Annotated in this window: 14 protein-coding genes; 4 read left to right on the top strand and 10 right to left on the bottom strand. The window is 38.1% G+C overall.

The window, feature by feature from the left end; translation table 11 throughout:
* The 10 genes from JXL83_09610 to dnaA form a co-directional block, all read right to left on the bottom strand.
* The coding region (locus JXL83_09610; protein MBN2364373.1) for an AAA family ATPase at window positions 1–1,950 on the bottom strand (1,950 nt) is incomplete at its 3' end.
* Between the two features lies 1 nt (window position 1,951).
* Window positions 1,952–2,788, bottom strand: coding sequence for a ribonuclease H-like domain-containing protein (locus JXL83_09605; protein ID MBN2364372.1), 837 nt, complete (start codon window positions 2,786–2,788; stop codon window positions 1,952–1,954).
* Window positions 2,789–2,797: 9 nt separating this feature from the next.
* Window positions 2,798–3,709 carry a DMT family transporter gene (locus JXL83_09600; protein MBN2364371.1) on the bottom strand — a complete coding sequence of 304 codons (912 nt, stop codon included), beginning with the start codon at window positions 3,707–3,709 and terminating at the stop codon, window positions 2,798–2,800.
* Window positions 3,706–4,320, bottom strand: coding sequence for a 16S rRNA (guanine(527)-N(7))-methyltransferase RsmG (rsmG, locus tag JXL83_09595; protein MBN2364370.1), 615 nt, complete (start codon window positions 4,318–4,320; stop codon window positions 3,706–3,708). Before rsmG ends, JXL83_09600 begins: the two co-directional genes overlap by 4 nt.
* On the bottom strand, window positions 4,302–4,715 hold the full coding sequence (locus JXL83_09590) for a hypothetical protein (protein ID MBN2364369.1): 414 nt from the start codon (window positions 4,713–4,715) through the stop codon (window positions 4,302–4,304). Before JXL83_09590 ends, rsmG begins: the two co-directional genes overlap by 19 nt.
* On the bottom strand, window positions 4,712–5,671 hold the full coding sequence (locus tag JXL83_09585) for a tRNA 4-thiouridine(8) synthase ThiI (GenBank protein ID MBN2364368.1): 960 nt from the start codon (window positions 5,669–5,671) through the stop codon (window positions 4,712–4,714). The genes JXL83_09590 and JXL83_09585 overlap by 4 nt, the downstream gene beginning before the upstream one ends.
* Entirely contained in the window at window positions 5,668–6,330 is a 663-nt protein-coding gene (locus JXL83_09580) for a hypothetical protein (GenBank protein MBN2364367.1), read from the bottom strand. The genes JXL83_09585 and JXL83_09580 overlap by 4 nt, the downstream gene beginning before the upstream one ends.
* An 11-nt stretch (window positions 6,331–6,341) precedes the next feature.
* Window positions 6,342–8,420: a PBP1A family penicillin-binding protein gene (locus JXL83_09575; GenBank protein MBN2364366.1), complete on the bottom strand. Its 2,079-nt coding sequence runs from the start codon at window positions 8,418–8,420 to the stop codon at window positions 6,342–6,344.
* A 37-nt stretch (window positions 8,421–8,457) separates the two neighbouring features.
* Entirely contained in the window at window positions 8,458–9,582 is a 1,125-nt protein-coding gene (gene dnaN / locus JXL83_09570) for a DNA polymerase III subunit beta (protein ID MBN2364365.1), read from the bottom strand.
* Between the two features lie 220 nt (window positions 9,583–9,802).
* Window positions 9,803–11,161, bottom strand: a complete 1,359-nt coding sequence (dnaA, locus tag JXL83_09565; protein MBN2364364.1) for a chromosomal replication initiator protein DnaA — start codon at window positions 11,159–11,161, stop codon at window positions 9,803–9,805.
* Window positions 11,162–11,517: 356 nt separating this feature from the next.
* Between dnaA and JXL83_09560 the strand changes: the two genes are divergently transcribed.
* The 4 genes from JXL83_09560 to glmS are packed head-to-tail and all read left to right on the top strand — an operon-like array spanning window position 11,518 to window position 18,480.
* A complete protein-coding gene (locus tag JXL83_09560) occupies window positions 11,518–14,649 on the top strand; it encodes a VCBS repeat-containing protein (protein MBN2364363.1) in 3,132 nt (1,043 codons plus the stop codon).
* On the top strand, window positions 14,646–15,326 hold the full coding sequence (locus JXL83_09555; protein MBN2364362.1) for a hypothetical protein: 681 nt from the start codon (window positions 14,646–14,648) through the stop codon (window positions 15,324–15,326). Before JXL83_09560 ends, JXL83_09555 begins: the two co-directional genes overlap by 4 nt.
* On the top strand, window positions 15,326–16,663 hold the full coding sequence (locus JXL83_09550; protein ID MBN2364361.1) for a hypothetical protein: 1,338 nt from the start codon (window positions 15,326–15,328) through the stop codon (window positions 16,661–16,663). The genes JXL83_09555 and JXL83_09550 overlap by 1 nt, the downstream gene beginning before the upstream one ends.
* Complete coding sequence (glmS, locus tag JXL83_09545) at window positions 16,651–18,480, top strand: glutamine--fructose-6-phosphate transaminase (isomerizing) (protein ID MBN2364360.1); 1,830 nt, start codon at window positions 16,651–16,653, stop codon at window positions 18,478–18,480. Before JXL83_09550 ends, glmS begins: the two co-directional genes overlap by 13 nt.
* The last annotated feature ends 250 nt before the right edge of the window (window positions 18,481–18,730 follow it).

The following is an 18,730-nucleotide window of genomic DNA, read 5'->3' as shown; positions in this document are numbered from 1 at the left end:
TGCACCGAAATTATTTTCTATTAATTCTTTTACTTGAAAGTCTTCAAGGGGATTAATTGTCATTTCGTTTATAAAACAATTTTCACCTGTAACAAACCTTCTGTAATCTGTTTCTTTTCTTGTCAGCGCTAAAATTACTATTTCTTTTTTTTCCGAAGATTTCACAATCAAATCGAAAACATCGAGCGACGACGTGTCAAAGCTATCATAATCTTCAAGAACGCAAAGAGTTGGCAGTTTACTGCTTTTGATAAAAGAAGCACATGCATTTTTGACTGTTTCTACTTTTTCTCCAGACTCAATTTTATCAAAGATAGAATTTTCCCAATAAATATCTATTACAGATCCTATGATTGAACTGATTCTTGACAATTCTTTTTCGTCGTTTCGAGAATTTTCATCAATGTAACTTTTATAAATTTTGATGTACTGTTCTTTCTTTTCTCTTTCTGAGTCCCTGTCGTCAATTTTAAAAAAATCTTTAAAAAATAATTCCAGAACGCCTAAATTTTTCTTTATCACTTGGTCCGGTTTAAATAAATAAACTTCAACATCGCCTTCGATTTTTTTTACGAAATCAGCTACAAGTCTCGTTTTTCCAACGCCAAATCCTCCTGAAACATAAATAACTCCAGCCCAACCACTTGCAAATATCTTTTCTACATTTTTTTTAATATTATCCAGTTCTATATCTCTTCCAACCAGAGGTTTTGTTGAATCAATGTTCCACCTTTCTTTTTTAATTTTTGAAAATAAAAAAATGTGTGTGTTTGATTCTTTTCCTTTAACTCTCACGTCACCTAAGTCACTGTAATTAAAATATTTATGTGTTTTTTTCATTACTTTTTCTGTGACAATTATCTGCCCGACCATGCCTGTCATGGAAATTCTTTGTGCGAGATTTATTTCATCTCCGAGGCAAGTGTATGTACTTTGAAGTTCAGATCCAACTATTCCTGAAAATGCCGTGCCGTAAGAAATCCCGATCTTCACTTTTTCACCATATAGTTCTATAAGCGACCTGGAAAATAAAACTGCTCTGTTCCAGACGTTGTCAAGCATCACGGGAGCTCCAAAAATTATAAGTGCAGTGTTTCCTTTATCTCCGAAATCCAAACCGCTAAAAAATCCTCCAAATAGATCCGCTTTGTTGAGAATAAATTTAATGAAGTTGTTCAGTTCGTTCTTGTAAGAAAAATCTGAAAAAAGCAGGAATACTGGAAGCACTTCTCTGAATTCTCCCCTGTGATATTTTTCTGATGCCTTTTCGGGAATAAAATCATGTGAGCTATCTATTTTTATCTTCTTTTCTTTTGTAATATTTTCATCTAAAAAACAAAAATTACATTCATCCAATATATAAAAATCTTTATCAATTTCAATTAAATGTACATTTTTGAGATTTAGATACAAGTTTTTTAAAAATAAATATACACGTTTATCGAGAACTATATCTCCTGTTTTGCTTTTTTTCTGTGAATCATAGCAATTTCGAATCGCTTCTCCTGTAAAATAATAAGTCTTGCTTTTTCCTGCATCTAATATTTCCCATTCAATATTCCCGTATGAAAGTCCAATTTTTAAAGTGACGTTATATATACCGAATTTAGTTTCATAATTATTCTTGTTTTTAGAAAAATCTCTGATCCTCAATGCGGCAATACAAGCATTTTCAATGCTTTGATCCCCAAAAAAAATAGCATTACAGGCATCTCCCGCAAAAGAAGACACAAAACCATCCATTTTATATACTGATTCAACGATGTTATCAAACACTTCATCTAAAATATAAGACAGAATTTCAGCTCCTTCGCTGCCTCTTTCCATAAGTTTTTCTGTCATTGAGGTAAAGCCTGTGATGTCTACGGACAAAACAGTACCAGAAAGATTTCCTGAGAAAATTTTTTCAACATATTTTTGTGAAATAAATGGCGGTATTAGGCGTTTCAAATCATTTTAGATTTTGTAATAGCTTTTTTACAGTAGTTGGATTCGGAAAGAAAGGTACTGATTTTTTTTCCGTCATTTCTAAAAAACCAAAATTACGTTTGGTTCTTTTTACATTTTCGTTATATGCAATTGCAGATAGTTTCTCGAGATTTACAGTATCTGATACGTTGTAGGCGATTAGAGTTTTCAACGCTTTTATGTTTTTGTTGTGTTTATAATCTTCCCAAAGCATGACGGCAACATTGCCGTCTATATTCTTCATTCCTTCTCTACTAATTCCTAGCATTTTTTCGCATTTCTTTAAACCGCCTCTGTATCCCAAATTTGACAGGACGTATCTCAAGTCTATTCTGTTTTGAAATATTTTTATTCCAAAATAATTCTCCAGAAAAGGCAAATCGAATTTGTTCCCGTTGTAAGTAACAAATATTCTAGGAATTGTGATGTCCGTGAGAAGTTTATCGAAATTTATACCCTTTACATAGATTCCGAGTTTCCCTTTGTGATATATAGAAACAACTGTCACAGAATCAAACCTTGTCAATCCTGTAGTTTCTATGTCCAGATAAGCCATCTCGTCCTTAAATTCTCTGAAAAACCTCCAGTGTTGATCGCGAGGAATTTTATCAAAAAAATAATCCGTGGCTTTTTCTTCTAATTTTTGATACGAGAGTTCAATCCCTTTTCTAAATTCAAGGAGGTCGTTTTTTGAGGAGTCACAGAGAAATTCTGCCGATAAAGCTTCTTCCCAATTCTTGATTCCGTTGTCCCAGATTTTTTCTTCCCTTTTCAAATTTATCCCGTCGAGATGACAGAAAGAATTTAAAAGCATTTTCAAGTCTCTCTCTCACAAAACTGCACCTGATTTTTGCAGTTTAAAGCACTTTTTTTTATCCAGATTCTGTATAAATATTCCGATAAGTATTATAATCAAACCAACAACAGTTGTCAGTTTAATTTTTTCCTGCCCGATAAAATGAATAAACACAAGTGAAAGAAATGGAGTTAGATAAATTATATTGCTGACCCGTGATGTTTTATCGGAGTTTTTCAATGCGAAAATCCATATAATGAAAGTCAAACTCATCTCAAAAAGACCAATGTAAACAGAAGAATAGAAACCCGTATTTAATGAAACAAATGTTCCGCGCGTTATAAAAAATAAAATCGTTACATAAATAGATCCAAACAAGAAATTAAGGAACATTTTTACAACATCGTCACGTTTGTCTTTAATATTGAAAATCCAAAAAAAAGACCATATCAACGAGCTTAATATTCCCAGACACACTCCGATAAAGTTGTTTTGACCAAGTGACTCTTGTCCGGTTCCAAAAATAAGTATTAGAGCTCCGGTGAAACTTAAAAAAAGAGCAATAAAATCCTTAATCTTCATATTTTGTTTTAAAAAAAATAATGACAGCACAGACAATACTATCGGCCATGTGTAATTCAATCCTTGTGCAACTTGAATTTTTAAAAGCGAATAAGCCTTGAACAAAACTATGTAGTATATAAATGGATTCAATATCCCATATATAGAAGATTTATAAATACTTTTCAAGTTGAAAATCTTTTTTAATTTCCCGGTGACTAAAACAGCTGCAAATAAAACAACCGTCGATGTATTAATTGAAATAAACAGAACTTCATAAAAATCGGTATTTTTAAGAGCAATAGAAAAAGCCGTTGCTACTGTTGACCAGAGTGTCATAGCGATAAAAGCTAAAAATACACTTCTTGTAGTGTGCGTTTTCATAATAAGGATTTTCTGTACGCCACTAAATATCTCTTTTTTTCTTCACCAGGTAAAACGTAATCCAGTTTATTTATTATCTTTAATTTACTTATAGGATATAGTTCGTTCTGATAGTTAAAAAAAATTCCTTTATCCGAAATCAGTTTATAAATATTTCCGCTGGCTTTTTCACCGAAAACGGCCCTGGTAACTAAGAAGTCTGAAAATATTTTTTTTTCGAATGAATCACGACAAATTATATCAACATTCTTTAATCCAAGTTTTTTTATTACCTGAGCGAGAAAATTACACTTTTTTATTTTTCTTTCGACAAGTCTGACTTTTAATTCATCTATAACCACGGCCAGAACCAGGCCAGGAAAACCCCCTCCCGATCCGACATCGTCTATTACATCAATATTGTAATGTTTCACGTGAAACATCATCATTAAACTATCGAGGATATGTCTGTTCCAAATCTTTTTTTCATCTTTTCTCGATATTATCTGATGTGTTGAAAGCGTTTCTATTAATAATTTCTCAAACAAAAGCAGTTTATCAATTTTTTCCAAATTTACATTAAATTGATCTATAAATGTTTCACGTGAAACATTTACCAATTTAAAACCCATCCAATATTTATTCTTCCGTCGCCATTTTCCTGGTGTTCGTAATAAGCATACATCTTGGCGCCAACATAAGCGTCAACCGCAGAAACAGCAATAACAAAGGCATCCCACCACAACATATTGTTTCTCATGTCGTAAAAACCTCTATATCTTAGACTGTCTTCAATGTTTCCTGTTCTCTCAAATTCATTCAAATAATGTTTGTATTTGAAATGATTATAGACGGTGGAAGATAACATTAAACCTTCTATCGTTCCTATTATTATTCCTCTCGTTGTTCTACCTGTATAAAACTGCCCTCCTCCAGGAATTAAAACTGAAGAGAATATTGCTCTGGCAGGAGAAGGCTGAAAATCTCCCGTTACGTTTACTATCAATAAAAAAACGATTAAATTCATTTAAACAGCTTCATCCTTTCAACTTCTTCGTCAGATAATTGACGGCTTAATATCTCGCCTACCGGCGCTGGAATCGTGAAGTTGCCGTTCCTATTTTTTGAAAAAAAACAAATAAGATCTGCCGCAGTCTGTAAGTCATCGCTTTTGAAGGGAAACAGAATTAACGCGGAAGGAGCTTTTATTTTATTCTGTTCTAAAAACAAGTCATTTTTTCTTTTCATTTTAAAGAGTTTATCGTTTTCATTTTTATTTCTTCCCAAGATTATTTTCGTTCCTGAGCGCGATACAAAATGTCTTCCTACTCTGACAAGTTCAATGTTGAATTTATCGAATTCGTTTCTTTGTATAAGTTTTAACGTCCTGGATGATATGTTTTTATCAGTCAAAAGACATCCCCCTGCCGGGTTCTCATATTCGTCTATTCCATATTGCTTTGCCAGTTCCAGTTGTTCTGCTCTACCTCTTCCTGAAATAGATAACATTTTTTCTCTTTTAATCCACCCCAGCTTTTCAGGTGTAGTCTTTTCAAGTAATTTGCCTGAAAGAGGTCTTACTGTCAATTCTCCATATCCGCTCAGTCTGTCTACCGATCTCAATCCGTCTTTTCTTTGAGACATCGGCCTTTGACCCAAAACTTCTCCTGTTACAATGAAGGCCGCTTTTTTATGTTCCAGTAAAATTCCCGTTTGTTTTATCATGAACGCATGGCAGTCTATACAAGGATTCAGATTTTTCCCTGTTCCGTATTCAGGGTTTTTTATTATTTCTAAATAATTTCTATCTGTTTCTATCAGGTTCAATTTCAATCCGTATTTCTCGGCGAAATATTGAGGTCTTTCTGACCTATTGAATGGAGTTTTTATAAATATGTGTTCAGGCTCTAATCCTGAACTTTTTACCCAGAAGGAAGCTAACAGAGAATCGAGTCCGCCTGAGAAAAGAACCAGGACTTTCATTTTTCCAAAAGCGTAAAAACAACTCTTCTCGTCGCAACTCTTCCTTCCCTGGTAGTCGTGTCTCCTTTTGGAAACTGTGATCCGTAAATTTCAAGTGTTATTTGAGCTGATACTGTTCCGCAGCTGTCATTCAGAAATTGAACTATGTCGAGTCCTCTTTTTGCTGCAACTTCCCATGGGGTTTTTATTGCGTAAATCTCTCCCTCTCCGGGAATATAACTGTCTACGTATACAGAAAAAACAACTTTTACGTTTCCGCTTCTGTTAATAATGTCGCCGATTCTTTGTAAAAGCTCTTTTCCTCCTTGCTTCCACACTGTAATAGATTCCGGATCAAAAAAATTATCCAGGGGTATTTCAACCGACGCTCCTATAAAAACTTGAGAATCGACTTCCATAATTATATTGTTTACCTGCAATTCCAGCGAATCAACAATTTCCTTGCCGTATGGAGTCAACGGAGTGCTCGTTTTTGACATCAACGTGTCGTTGACTTTAAATCCTTCAACAGAAGCCATTCTAGTCAGAAGCGCGTTTCTTTCATGTTCTACACTTATTAATTTATCTTCAATCATCTTATACTTTGTAAAATAAAGATAAACTGAATACGCTGCGAAAAGAGTCATGACAATGACAAACAGCGACAATAATAATTTCAAGTCGCTCCTCCTTAAAAAATCAAAATCGGTTTCGTCGTGTCATCCTTGAATTCCGGATCCTCCGGCATCCCAAGATAATCTCTGTGCAGAGGGCACACTTCTGTCGGTTCAGTTCCAATTATAAATATTTCGCTGTATGTATTTTCGCAGTTAGATGAAGCTATTTTTCCGCTTTCTGTACATACAGTTAATGACACAATATTTTCCGGTGCGATAAAATCATTAGAAGGTATTTTTAAAATTCTGCTCGCTTCTACAATAAAAGAAGCCCATATTGGAGCCGCTACAAGACCTCCGGAAGCTGATCTGAATATTGTCCTCAAGCTGTCGTATCCTACCCAAACACCGCATGAAATATCCGGAGTATAACCGACCATCCAGCAGTTTGTGTAGTCGTCAGTAGTCCCTGTTTTTCCCGCTGATGGTCTTGTCAATCCTGCATTTCTCGCCGCCGAAGTAGCTGTTCCTGATCTAACAACTGATCTCATGGCGCTTTGCATAAGGTAAGCTGTTGTTTTTGATATGACTCTTGTAGGTTTAGGTGTATACTCAAAAATAATGTTTCTTGTATCTCCGCTTCTTTCTTCTATCTTTCTAATCATATATGGATCTGCTCTCATTCCTCCGGATGCAAATACACTAAAAGCAGACGTCATTTCCATTAGTGTCAGATCGCAAGTTCCAAGAGCCAGTGATAATACCGGTTTCAACTGGCTTTTTATTCCGAGCAGTCTTGCATATGAAATAACCGTCGAAGCTCCTACGTGCCTTAAAAGCTTAACAGCTATGACGTTTCTCGATTTTGCCAATGCGGTCCTCAGAGTCATGAATCCTTCATATTTCAAGTCGTAATTCTGCGGTCTATATTGCTTTCCGCCGCCTAAATCTATTGCAAGCGGAGCGTCGAGCATCACGTCTCCTAAAGTAAATCCATTGTCAATGGCAGCCAGGTAAACAAAAGGTTTGAAAGAAGATCCGACTTGCCTTCTCGCCTGTGTCGCTCTGTTAAATTCGCTCTCTTCGAAATCTCTTCCTCCGACTATAGCCAGCACTTCTCCGGTTCCTGCCTGTATACAAACAAGCGCTCCCTGAATATATTTCGTTTTACCCGTTTCATCAATTGAGTTTTCGTCTAGTCTTTTCGGTCTTAAACTGTATGTTTTTTCAAGATTGTCTAAATTTATTTCCAATATACTTTCTGCAGCTATTTGAACGTCCAAGTCCAGAGTCGTATAAACATCCAGTCCGCCGTTTTTTTGATAAATTCTCTCGATTCCGTAGTGAGATATCAGCCACTTTCTGACTTCTTCAACAAAGTACTGTGCCTTTCCACCAAGCAGGTATCCTTCATTTACTAAAAGAGATTCTCTTTTTGCAGCATTATATGTTTCTTCGTCAATCTGTCCTAAATCTTTCATCATCTTTAATATTAAATTTCTTCTTTCAAGGGACGCGTTATAATTCCTGATAGGATTATAATAATTATGTTGTCTTGGAATACCTGCTATCAATGCGCATTCCGCAAGAGTTAGTTCAGATAAATCTTTATTGAAATATCTTTTTGCCGCCGCTTTTACTCCGTAAGCACCTTGTCCAAAATATATTTCATTGAGATACAATTCAAGTATTTCATTTTTTGAAAAATTCCTCTCTATTTCCCTGGCCAAAAAAAATTCTTTAAGTTTTCTCTGCATGGATTTTTCAAAACCTAAAAATCTGTTTCTCGCAAGCTGTTGAGTTATAGTGCTCGCACCCGATACGTTTTCCGAGCTTACTATGTCTTTAATGAAAGCTCGCGCTATATCAAACCATGAAATCCCTTTGTGTTCGTAAAATCTTCTGTCTTCTACTGTAATTATTGCTTTTACGAGATATTCAGGTATTGATTCCAAAGGAACCGGGTCTCTCCACTGTGTCGAAAATTCGGCAATTAATTTATTATTTCTGTCGTATATCCTTGTAACACCTGAAGCAGGATTTTCCAGTGTGTTAACAAGAGGTAGCTGATCTTTTATGCTGTCTTCAAGGAATCTAAATCTAAGAACCGATCCTAAAACTGTACCTGCGATGCAAAAAATTATTGGGATCAATAAAAATTTAAAAAATAAAAAACCTTTTTCTTTCATGTCAGTCTTTAGAATGTAAAGGCATCAAAATATAAACAACTTTCTCACCAGGATCTTCTTCAGCAGGTACGATTTCAATAGCTTTATCAGTCTCATTTATCAAAAACAAAACATCTTCACTTTCAATATTTTTCAATATATCAGTAATGTAGTGATAATTAATCGGAATTTTAATTTTTTCATTCCCTTTTGAATTCCTCATATATTCTATTGTTTCTTTTGCTTCTCCGCTTTCTGTTGAAGATGAAGAAATTTCAAGTTTATTATCTTTGTCAAAAAACAATTTTATCCTGAAAGATAGAGAATCTGAAAAAATTGAAATTCTCGCTATTACTTCATAAATAGTTTTTTTATTTACCTGAAATTTATGTTTTGAAGAATCAAATATTATTTTACTGTAATCTGGAAAATTAAAATTTATTAGTCTGCTTGTCAGTAAAAGGTTCTTTTCAGGTATATGAAAACTGATTCTTTCCTGCCCAAGAGAGATTTTTATATCTTCTTCTTCGACGTATGAAGAGACGTGTACAAGAAACTTTTGAGGTATTATTACAGAAAAATCGGCGTTTATTTGGACTTCATTGGAAAATTTTGCGAGTCTGTGGTTACTCGCTCCTACCATTTCTGTATTTTTTCCCTTAAATTTCCAATAAATACCGTCGACAATAGGGCTAGTCGCTCCAATTGTGTTTATCGCAAAAGCGGTTTTATCAACCATTTTTTTTAACATTCTCGGGTTAAAAAGAATTTCTTTTTCAGGCACAACTTCAGGAATTTCGGGAAATTCGTCAGGCATTACAGTTGGTAAATGAAAATATCCTTTGTCATACATAAAATTTAGTTTTCCAGAAACAGCTTCTATACTCAATTCCGAAGAAGGAATTTTTCTCAAAAAATCAGTCAGTTTTTTGACCGGTATTACAATTTCACCTTCTTTTTCTACGTCTGCGTCGAATGACAGTTCTCCGGTAGTTTCAATATTTGTGGCAAGAATTTTAATCTTTTTCTTTTCCGCAGTCATTTTCAAATGATTTTTTAAAACATTATACGGTGTTCTCTGAGGAACGATTGATAAAAGAGGTTCCAGGCTTGTAAGAAAAACATCGGAGGAAGTTTTAAATTTCATATTCTCTCCTTTCTTCAACTAATATTAAATATATATCTGTTGTTGTTGTTGCTGTGTGAATTATCTTGATACATTGTTTATGTCATTAAGTTATTAAGTTTACCCTTGTTAATTCTTTTGTTTATAAATTCAAAGAATTCACATTTTTTCATTATTAATCTTTTTGTCAATATTGTTTATCTGATTTCCACACTTTTTTCATCTCTTTTAAACAAAAACACTATTTATCTTTCAAGTCTGATTTAATTTTTTCGATTTCTTTTGCAAACGACTGTTCTTCCTGAATTTTCTTTCCGATTTTTTTAATAGCATGAATTACTGTAGAATGGTCTTTTTTTCCGAATAATTCTCCTATCTCTTTGTAAGATAAATCAGTCATCTCTCTTGTCAGATACATAGCAATGTGTCTTGAAATAGCGATTGATTTGTTCCTTTTTTTCCCCTTTATCGCGTATTCCGACAAATCAAAAAATTCAGCTACTTTCTTCTGTATAATCTCAGGAGTGATAACTTTTTCTTCGCTTTTTAAAATGTCCTTTAATATTTCATGCGCCATTTCAATGTCTATGACATCTTTTCCTACTATGGAACTGAATGCAGAAAGTCTTATGAGGGCACCTTCGAGAACCCGGACGTTGTCTGTTACTTTTCTTGCTATAGCGTCTAGCACTTCTTTTTCGACATTTATGTGATTATTTTGAGCATATCTTTCTAATATGGCTATTCTCGTTTCAAGTTCAGGCGGTTTAATTTCAACCATCAATCCTTGTCTGAATCTTGATATAAGCCTTTCGTGAAGTTTCGGAATTTCGTTCGGAGGTCTGTCTGATGTCATTACAATTTGATTTTTTAAACTATAAAGAGTGTTAAAAGTGTGAAAGAATTCATCCTGAGCGCTGTCCCATCTCACAAGAGACTGAATGTCGTCTATCATCAGAACATTAAGGTTTCTGTATTTTTTTCTGAAGATTGTTTGCTGGTTTTTTCCTATGGATTCAATCAATTCATTTACAAACATTTCAGCCGAGGTTAGAAGAATCTGTTTTAATTTTCTTCCGTGAATTATTTTATTACCTATGGCGTTTAAAATGTGAGTCTTTCCTAGGCCGACTCCGCCATAAATAAATAGAGGATTGTATCTTGTACCCGGATTGTCTGAAACAGAAACGGCGACTGCACAAGCAAATTTGTTGCTGTCTCCTTGAATAAAATTGTCAAATGTATATCTATTGTCCAGATTTGTCGTGCTTATATTTATAACCGCTTCCTGAGTTTCAATTTTAATTTCAGGTTCAGGTATGTGGTTGAACTCTTTTGCAATAAAAGTAATTTCGAAATTACTAGGAAAGTTTGCTTTTATTAAATTGTTAATTTTTTTAAGATAATTGTGATCTATCCAATCTTTTATTGTTGAGTTTGGGACTTCTATCTTTAAAACTCCGTCATCCATATGTAAAGCTTTTGAATTGGCAAACCAGAGATTTAAAGATTCATGACCTTCAAAAGGAGCTTCATTTTTCAGAAGCTTTACTATTCTTTCCCAGTTTTCGGCGCTTTTATCAGTTTCTTTGTCAGGCATAATTTATTTGCTTAAATTTTTCATTTATCAACTGTTGGAAATTGTGAAATATCATTCAATAAAAAGTAAATGTTAATAAAACAAGGTTTATTCACATTGTTTTCCACAAAAATGTAAAATTTATAACCTGCTCTATATTGCTGCTTATCATAGTTCCTCTTATTGTTGTTGAATTTTTTTTCAACATAAAAGTAAAATTGCTCATATAAATAAGAATATGTCTTCAAACATGCCAAAAATGTAGAGGTTGACTGAACGGTTATTTTCTGTTAAATTTTCTACTCTCAACTTATGAATTATATTTTCTGTCATCTCAAATTTTCAGTTAAAACTGCAATCAAGCTAAAGGAGATTGGATGAAATTGACTCTCTTTTCAACCTGCTTCCTGCTTGCAACGGCCATGAATGCTAACATCGAATTTGGCCAGATGCAAGATTTATTTTGCGGGAACGCAGGCAGATTTATAGAAAAAGAGCTGGAATTATACAGAAACAATCCGCTCGCAGGATATCATTTTAATGCTCCGGCGAGAAAGGTATATAAATTCGGTGACGGTCCCAGGGATACGGACACAATGAAGGTTTTGGTTCTCAGAGTTGAATTCCAGGAGGACAACTCGTCCTTGACAACCGGCAACGGTAAATTCAATTATACAGGAAACGGCGAGCCTGAATATAATTCGGACGGATCTCACAACCTCAGATATGATCCACCGCATAATTTGTCATATTTCGGTCATCAGATGGAAGCTCTCCAAAATTATTATTTGAGCGACACAAAAAACTTCCTTTACGTTGATTACGACATATTTCCGGCCGGAGAATCAGCTTCTTACACCGTTCCGCACCAGATGCTTTATTATGGAGAACCGCAGAACATTGTCTACGGACTTTTTTATCTGTTGCGTGATGCAGTTTATGAAGCCGACAAAGACACAGCGGCAAATATAATATTTTCTGAATACGATGCAATCGTCCTTTTTCACGCGGGATCTATGTGGCAGACTGATTACGGCGACAGTCCCTACGATCTTCCGGCAGTTTGGATCGGAGGTGCAGACGCCCTTTTCGGGGAACCTATATATGCAAACAACAGAACTGATTCCATTTTTGAAGCCGTGATGTATTGTGAGACCGGTTTCCAGGACGGAGGCGTCGCATATCTTCAGGGTGGACTGACGCACGAGTTTGCTCATCAGCTTGGCGCGTATGATCTTTACGATGTTTCCGGTCAGACTATGGGATGCAACGGGTGGTCACTGATGGGGACTGGAAACTGGAACCTCGACGGCCTTGTCCCTCCTCATCACGATGTGTGGAATACTTCGTACATGAGTTATCCGCGTTGGTCCCGTCCTTCTGAGATTGTCAGAGACACAACCGTGGAACTCAGGTGGCGAGGTTCCTTGGACACAACAGCCGTTTATTACGTGAAAATCCCAATTAACAACAGAGAGCACTTTCTTATTTCATACAGATATTCCGCTACTCCGGGAGACACGTCACACGTCAATCCGGACTCTAACGCGACTAGGGTTTGGAGAGGCGGCGTAATGGTGAAATTTTTCGACTACGACTACAGCCTTCCGCAAAGCGACAGCAGTGGTGGCCTTGCAATATGGCATATAGACAGAGTAAAAGTTGACACGACAGTTGAAGACAACAGAGTAAATGCCGGATTTCCTCATGGAGTAGACCTTGAGGAAGCGGACGGAATACAGGACTGTGAACTTGGTTATTACGAAGTGACCAACTGGAATTCAACTTTTTACGGCAATGAATACGACTTGTTCAAACCGGGCGGTTTGACCAGATTTGATGCTTATACAAATCCTAACACAAACGACAATTTCGGATCCGTCACACATTTGAGAATAGACAGCCTGAGAATAATAAACGACACGATCGCAAGGTTCAACGTGAGTTTCGACTGGCTTCTCGACAACTTTCCTTTTTTCGTTATCGGCACTTTCGACGTCAACTCTCCCGTAATATGCGATATTGATTACGATGAAGAGCTGGAACTTGTGACAATAACTGAAGACGGAACCGTCTATGCTTTTGAAAGAGACGGAAGCGGGTATATGAGAACAAACACATCAACCACAACAATTTTTTTCAGGACATACGCCGAATCGTTTACATCAGTTGTTATAGCTGAAGCAGACGGTGACACTTTGAACGGGAAAGAAATAGTCTGCGGCAACGAAAACGGATACATATACGCTTGGCATTCTCTGCCCAACATGATACCCCCTCAGGCCGTTGACGGTTTTCCCGTCAGGGTCAACGCAAGAGTGGCTTGCAGTCCAGCACTTCTTGATATTGACGGGGACGGCATGAAAGAACTATTGGTCGGCGCAAACGACAACAAATTTTACTGTTTCAAAATGGAAGATGCCGACAAAGACGGTAAAGCAGACTTAGTTCCCGGTTTTCCAATGGAAATGGGTAACTGGGTCTGGTCAACGCCGGTTTTAGGAGACAGTTTTCTTTATGCTTTGGGCGGAGACGGTGTTCTTCACGCTTATTCCGAGAACTCTTACGGAACTTGGATGGAAAAATGGAGAGTTTTCGAACCCTCTCTGATTTTGACGACTTCTTCTCTTTGTCTGGCTGACATTGATCGCAACGGATTTGATGAAATTGTAGTTCTTCGCGGAGACGGAGGTCTTCATCTTCTCACTTATGACGGAAAAAATATATGGAACAGAAAACTCGAAGGAAAATCGTACGTCACTTCTCCTTCGTTGGGAGACATAGACGATGACGGTTATCTGGATATAGTTGCCGCTTTCGGAAGTAAAATTTACGCGTATAATGCGAACGGTGCAGTTTTAGAAGGTTTTCCCGTCAGTCTCGGCGACACATTCAATGTTCAGTCTTCGCCTGTCCTCGCCGACGTAAACGGGGACGACAAGACAGACATAATAATCGGAACAATAAGCGGCTGGATATGCGGATTTGACTGTAAAGGAAAAGTTATCGGAGGTTTTCCTTTGAGCTGCGGCGATTCAGTATACAGCACTCCAACGGTTATTGATTTTGACGGAGACGGTTTTATTGATTTGATAGCCAATGTCGATGACGGTAAGATCCGCGGATGGAGTCTCGGAAGAGACACGGGAAAATCGCCTTGGCCTATGTTCCGCAGAGACCCGGCTCACGACTTGAAACAAAATCAACCCGGGCAAAATCCCGTTTTGTTCGCCGACTTTTCAGATCTTTACGTTTGGCCGAATCCTGTTGAAGGAACCACTGCCTATCTGAGGTATACTTTGTCGGAGGAAGTCGACGAAATAGAGATTGCAATTTTCGATATAGCCGGAGACAAAAAAGATACTTTTAACGGAGACACTTTTACAGGTATAAACGAAAAAAGCTTTGATGTAGGTTTTCTCGCCGCGGGTGTATATTTGCTCAGAATTGAAGCCAGGGATTCAGGAAACACAACAGTAAAATTTGTCAAAATGGCGGTGATCAAATGAAAAAAATATTAATCGCTTTTATTTCCTTCAATATTTTGCTGAACGGAATAGCGTTCAAATCGGAAATTTTTTCCGCACCGTCCAGATCGAAGGTATTGTTTGCCTCTATACTCGTTCCCGGAGCAGGAGAGTTTCTGCTCGGCAACAAAAAAGCCGCGTTAGGTCTGTTCATCGCCGAAGGTTTGGTTTGGACCGGCTACCTTTCGATGAGATGGAAAGGGAACTCAATAATTAACAACTACCGTATGTACGCGGGTGATAACTCAGGCGCTTATTCAGGCGAGAGAAGCGAAACATATTGGGACGCCGTCGAATGGTATGAAAATTCGGAGAGCTACAATTTGAAAATAAGGGAAGATGCCAGAAAGCTTTATCCGGATGATTATGACGCCCAACTCAGATATATTCAGGAAAACGGTTTTTCCGGTTCTTACGCATGGGACTGGAGCGGAAGACAGGCACAATACGATTTTTACAGGGGAATGAGAAGAAATTCAAGAGAGGCTCTTCAGAACGCTTCTTACATCATTTCCGGAGCCATTCTGACGAGAGTGGTTTCTTTCGCATGGACAATAAACAGTCTGAGAAGATTGTCCAACGACAGAGTCATTCTTCCCGAAATTGACATTAAAGAAGAATCATACAGCATAGGCATAAGCATTAGCGGACTTTATTGATGAATTTTGTTCGCAGTGTATCGGGCTACAGAGGCATAGTCGGCGACGGGTTTGACCCAGACGTCGTTGTCCGCTACACGAATGCTTTTGCACGGTTTCTCGGAGACGGAGCTGTTTGTATAGGCAGGGATCCCAGAAAATCAGGCGGTCAATTTGCCATGATAGCCGCAGGTTCACTTATGTCCTCCGGAAGAGACGTGACCGATTTCGGAATTGTTACCACTCCGACAGTTTTGATAAATGTCAAAAAAGGCGGTTACGCAGGCGCCGTAATAGTCACGGCTTCACACAACCCCGAAAAATGGAACGCTTTGAAGTTCGTAAAAAAAGGTGGTGTTTTTTTAAATTCAGACGACATAAAAGTCCTTTTTGATATTGTCGATTCAAAAAGCCCTGTCTGGTCAAATCATAATGACCGGGGAGCATATCAAGAATTCGACAGGGCTGAAAAAACACATCTCGACGCTTTGATAAATTCGGAATGGTTTGTCAAATGTTCAGGTATCCGCGTGGTTATAGACACTGCGGGCGGCGCATCATCCACAATTTTGCCGGAACTTTGCGCGAAAATGGACTGCGATATACTGGAAACCCTCGGAGGCGGAAAAGATGGAAATTTCACAAGAGAACTCGAACCGGTGCCTGAAAATCTAAAAGAATTGTCGAAAACCGTAGCAAAACACGGCAATACTGTTGGCTTGGCAACTGACACAGACGGAGACAGGCTCGCTCTTGTCGACGAAGACGGGATACCGGTCGGAGAAGAAAGGACTCTTCAGCTGGCAGTTCTTGCGGTTCTCGAAAAAGAAAAAGGACCGGTTGTCACGAACGTGTCTACATCATCGGCCGTAAAAATAATAGCTGAAAAAGAGGGTTGCGCTTTTTTTATGTCTCCCGTTGGCGAAGGAAAAGTAGTCGATACTATGTTCGAAAAAAAAGCCGTCATAGGGGGAGAAGGAAACGGAGGCGTGATCTTTCCGTCTGTTCACCCCGCTCGTGACGCTCAGACGGCAGTTCTTCTAATCCTCGGCTATCTGAAAAAACACGGCATGACTCTGAAAGAAGCCGTCAAAAAACTGCCTTCGACTCACATGATAAAAAACAAAATCGACGATTTCGAAGGAGACATCCAACCTTCTCTTTTCGAGGGTGTTATTAAAAATGCCGAATTTGTCGGTATAGACGGCATCAGATGGCAAAATGACACAGCATGGTTTCATGTGAGAAAGTCGGGGACCGAAAAAGCTATCAGACTAATCGTCGAAACACAGGAAAAAAATGAATCTGAAAAAATACTTTTTAAACTGACGGAAAGGCTTAGAAAATGTGCGGTATAGTAGGTTCTATTGGCAAGGAAAACACAGTCGCAATTCTGCTTAAAGGATTGAAAAGGCTTGAATACAGAGGCTACGACTCTGCCGGAATAGCGGTTATTGATAAAAACAATCTCATTTCAATAGAAAAAAGAGCCGGTAAAGTAAAGGAGCTGGAAGCCGAGATAAGAGAGTGGAAACCGACGACAACAATCGGGATAGCTCATACGAGATGGGCGACGCACGGAGAACCCAACGAAATAAACGCTCACCCTCACACAGACTGTAAAAACAATATTGCAATTGTGCACAACGGGATCATAGAAAATTACAGCGCTCTGAAAAAGATACTTTTAGACCGGGGACATTCTTTCAAAACCGAGACTGACACGGAAGTCCTCGTACATCTGATCGAAGAATTTTACGAAGGGAATTTGTTTGAAGCCGTCAGGCAGTCGCTTCAGGAAGCCGAGGGAACATACGGCATTGCAGTAATATCCTCTCTAGAACCCGACAAGATTGTAATAGCTAGACTGGGAAGTCCGCTCGCGATAGGACATTCGGAAGGAGGAATGCTTGTCGCGTCCGACACGGCGGCTATAATTGACCACACAAACAAGGTTGTCTATCTCGAAGACAACGAAATTGCCGAAGTCAGAAAAGACGAATACCTTATAGAGACAATCGATAAAGTCAAGGTGACGCCGAAACTGCAAACCATAGAAACGGACATAAGAAAAATTGAAAAAAGCGGTTACGCCCATTTCATGCTTAAAGAAATAAACGAGCAATCACAAATTATAAAGGATTCGATCAGGGGAAGACTCGACAGAGAGAACGGAACGGCGAGGCTCGACGGACTCGACAAACACAGAAAACAGCTGCTCTCGACCGACAGCCTGATAATACTCGGATGCGGAACTTCTTACTACGCCGGCCTCATAGGAGGATATGTCATAGAAAAGAACGCCGGAATACAGGTTCACGTCGAATACGCGAGCGAATTCAGATATAAGAATCCCGTCGTCAGAAAAAACAGCCTGACTTTCGCAATAAGCCAAAGTGGTGAAACAGCGGACACACTCGCGGCCATGAGAGAAGCTTCGAGAAAGGGATCTGTTTGCCTAGGTATATGCAATGTTGTCGGGAGCACCATCGCCAGAGAAAGCGACGGAGGAGTGTATATACATGCCGGACCCGAAATCGGCGTCGCATCGACGAAAGCCTTTTCCGCGCAGGTGATGGTCCTCAATCTTATAAGCCTTCTTTTAGGAAGAATGAGAAGCCTGTCTTATGACGACGGAAAAAAGTACGTCGACTGCATAGGTGAAATTCCGGATAAAATCAGCGCTGTTTTGAATAGTGCCGAATTGATAAAAAATATTGCAAAAACATACAGCGATAGAAACAATTTTCTCTACCTCGGAAGAGGATTCAACTATCCGGTCGCTCTTGAAGGCGCCCTAAAACTTAAAGAGATAAGCTACGTTCATGCCGAAGGTTATCCGGCCGCTGAGATGAAACACGGGCCAATAGCCCTGATAGATAAAGAAATGCCGGTTGTCGTTATAGCCATAAAAGATTCGGTTTACACAAAAGTTTTGGGCAACATCGAAGAAGTCAAGGCAAGGAAGGGCAAAGTCATAGCCATTGCGACAGAGGGAGATGATGAGATAAGGAAAAAAGTGGATCACGTCATATATGTTCCAGAAACAATCGACTCTCTTTATCCCCTTTTAACGGTTTTACCCATGCAAATCCTTGCATATTATGTAGCAGTCGAAAGAGGATGCAGTATTGACCAGCCTAGAAACCTCGCTAAAAGCGTTACGGTTGAATAAATGTTGAAATAGTCTCAATTTAAGGAATATTTTCCTCAGGGCAAGGGAACAAAATATTTATAAAAGTTGACAGATTATTGGAAAAAGGATAAAAATAACGAAAGTTTTGTCGGAGGAGTGTTTTTTTTTGGTTGACCACAAAAAGAGGAGTGAACATGAAAAAAGCTTTTTCGGTTTTTTTCTGTCTTAGCTTCATCTTCGCCGGAGCAGTTTTTGGCTGGCAGGAGAGCATAGACGGGAGCTGGGGAGC

This window comes from candidate division WOR-3 bacterium (assembly GCA_016934535.1).
Lineage (GTDB): Bacteria > SDB-A > SDB-A > SDB-A > SDB-A > JAFGIG01.
This window is presented reverse-complemented; position numbering and strand designations above follow the sequence as displayed.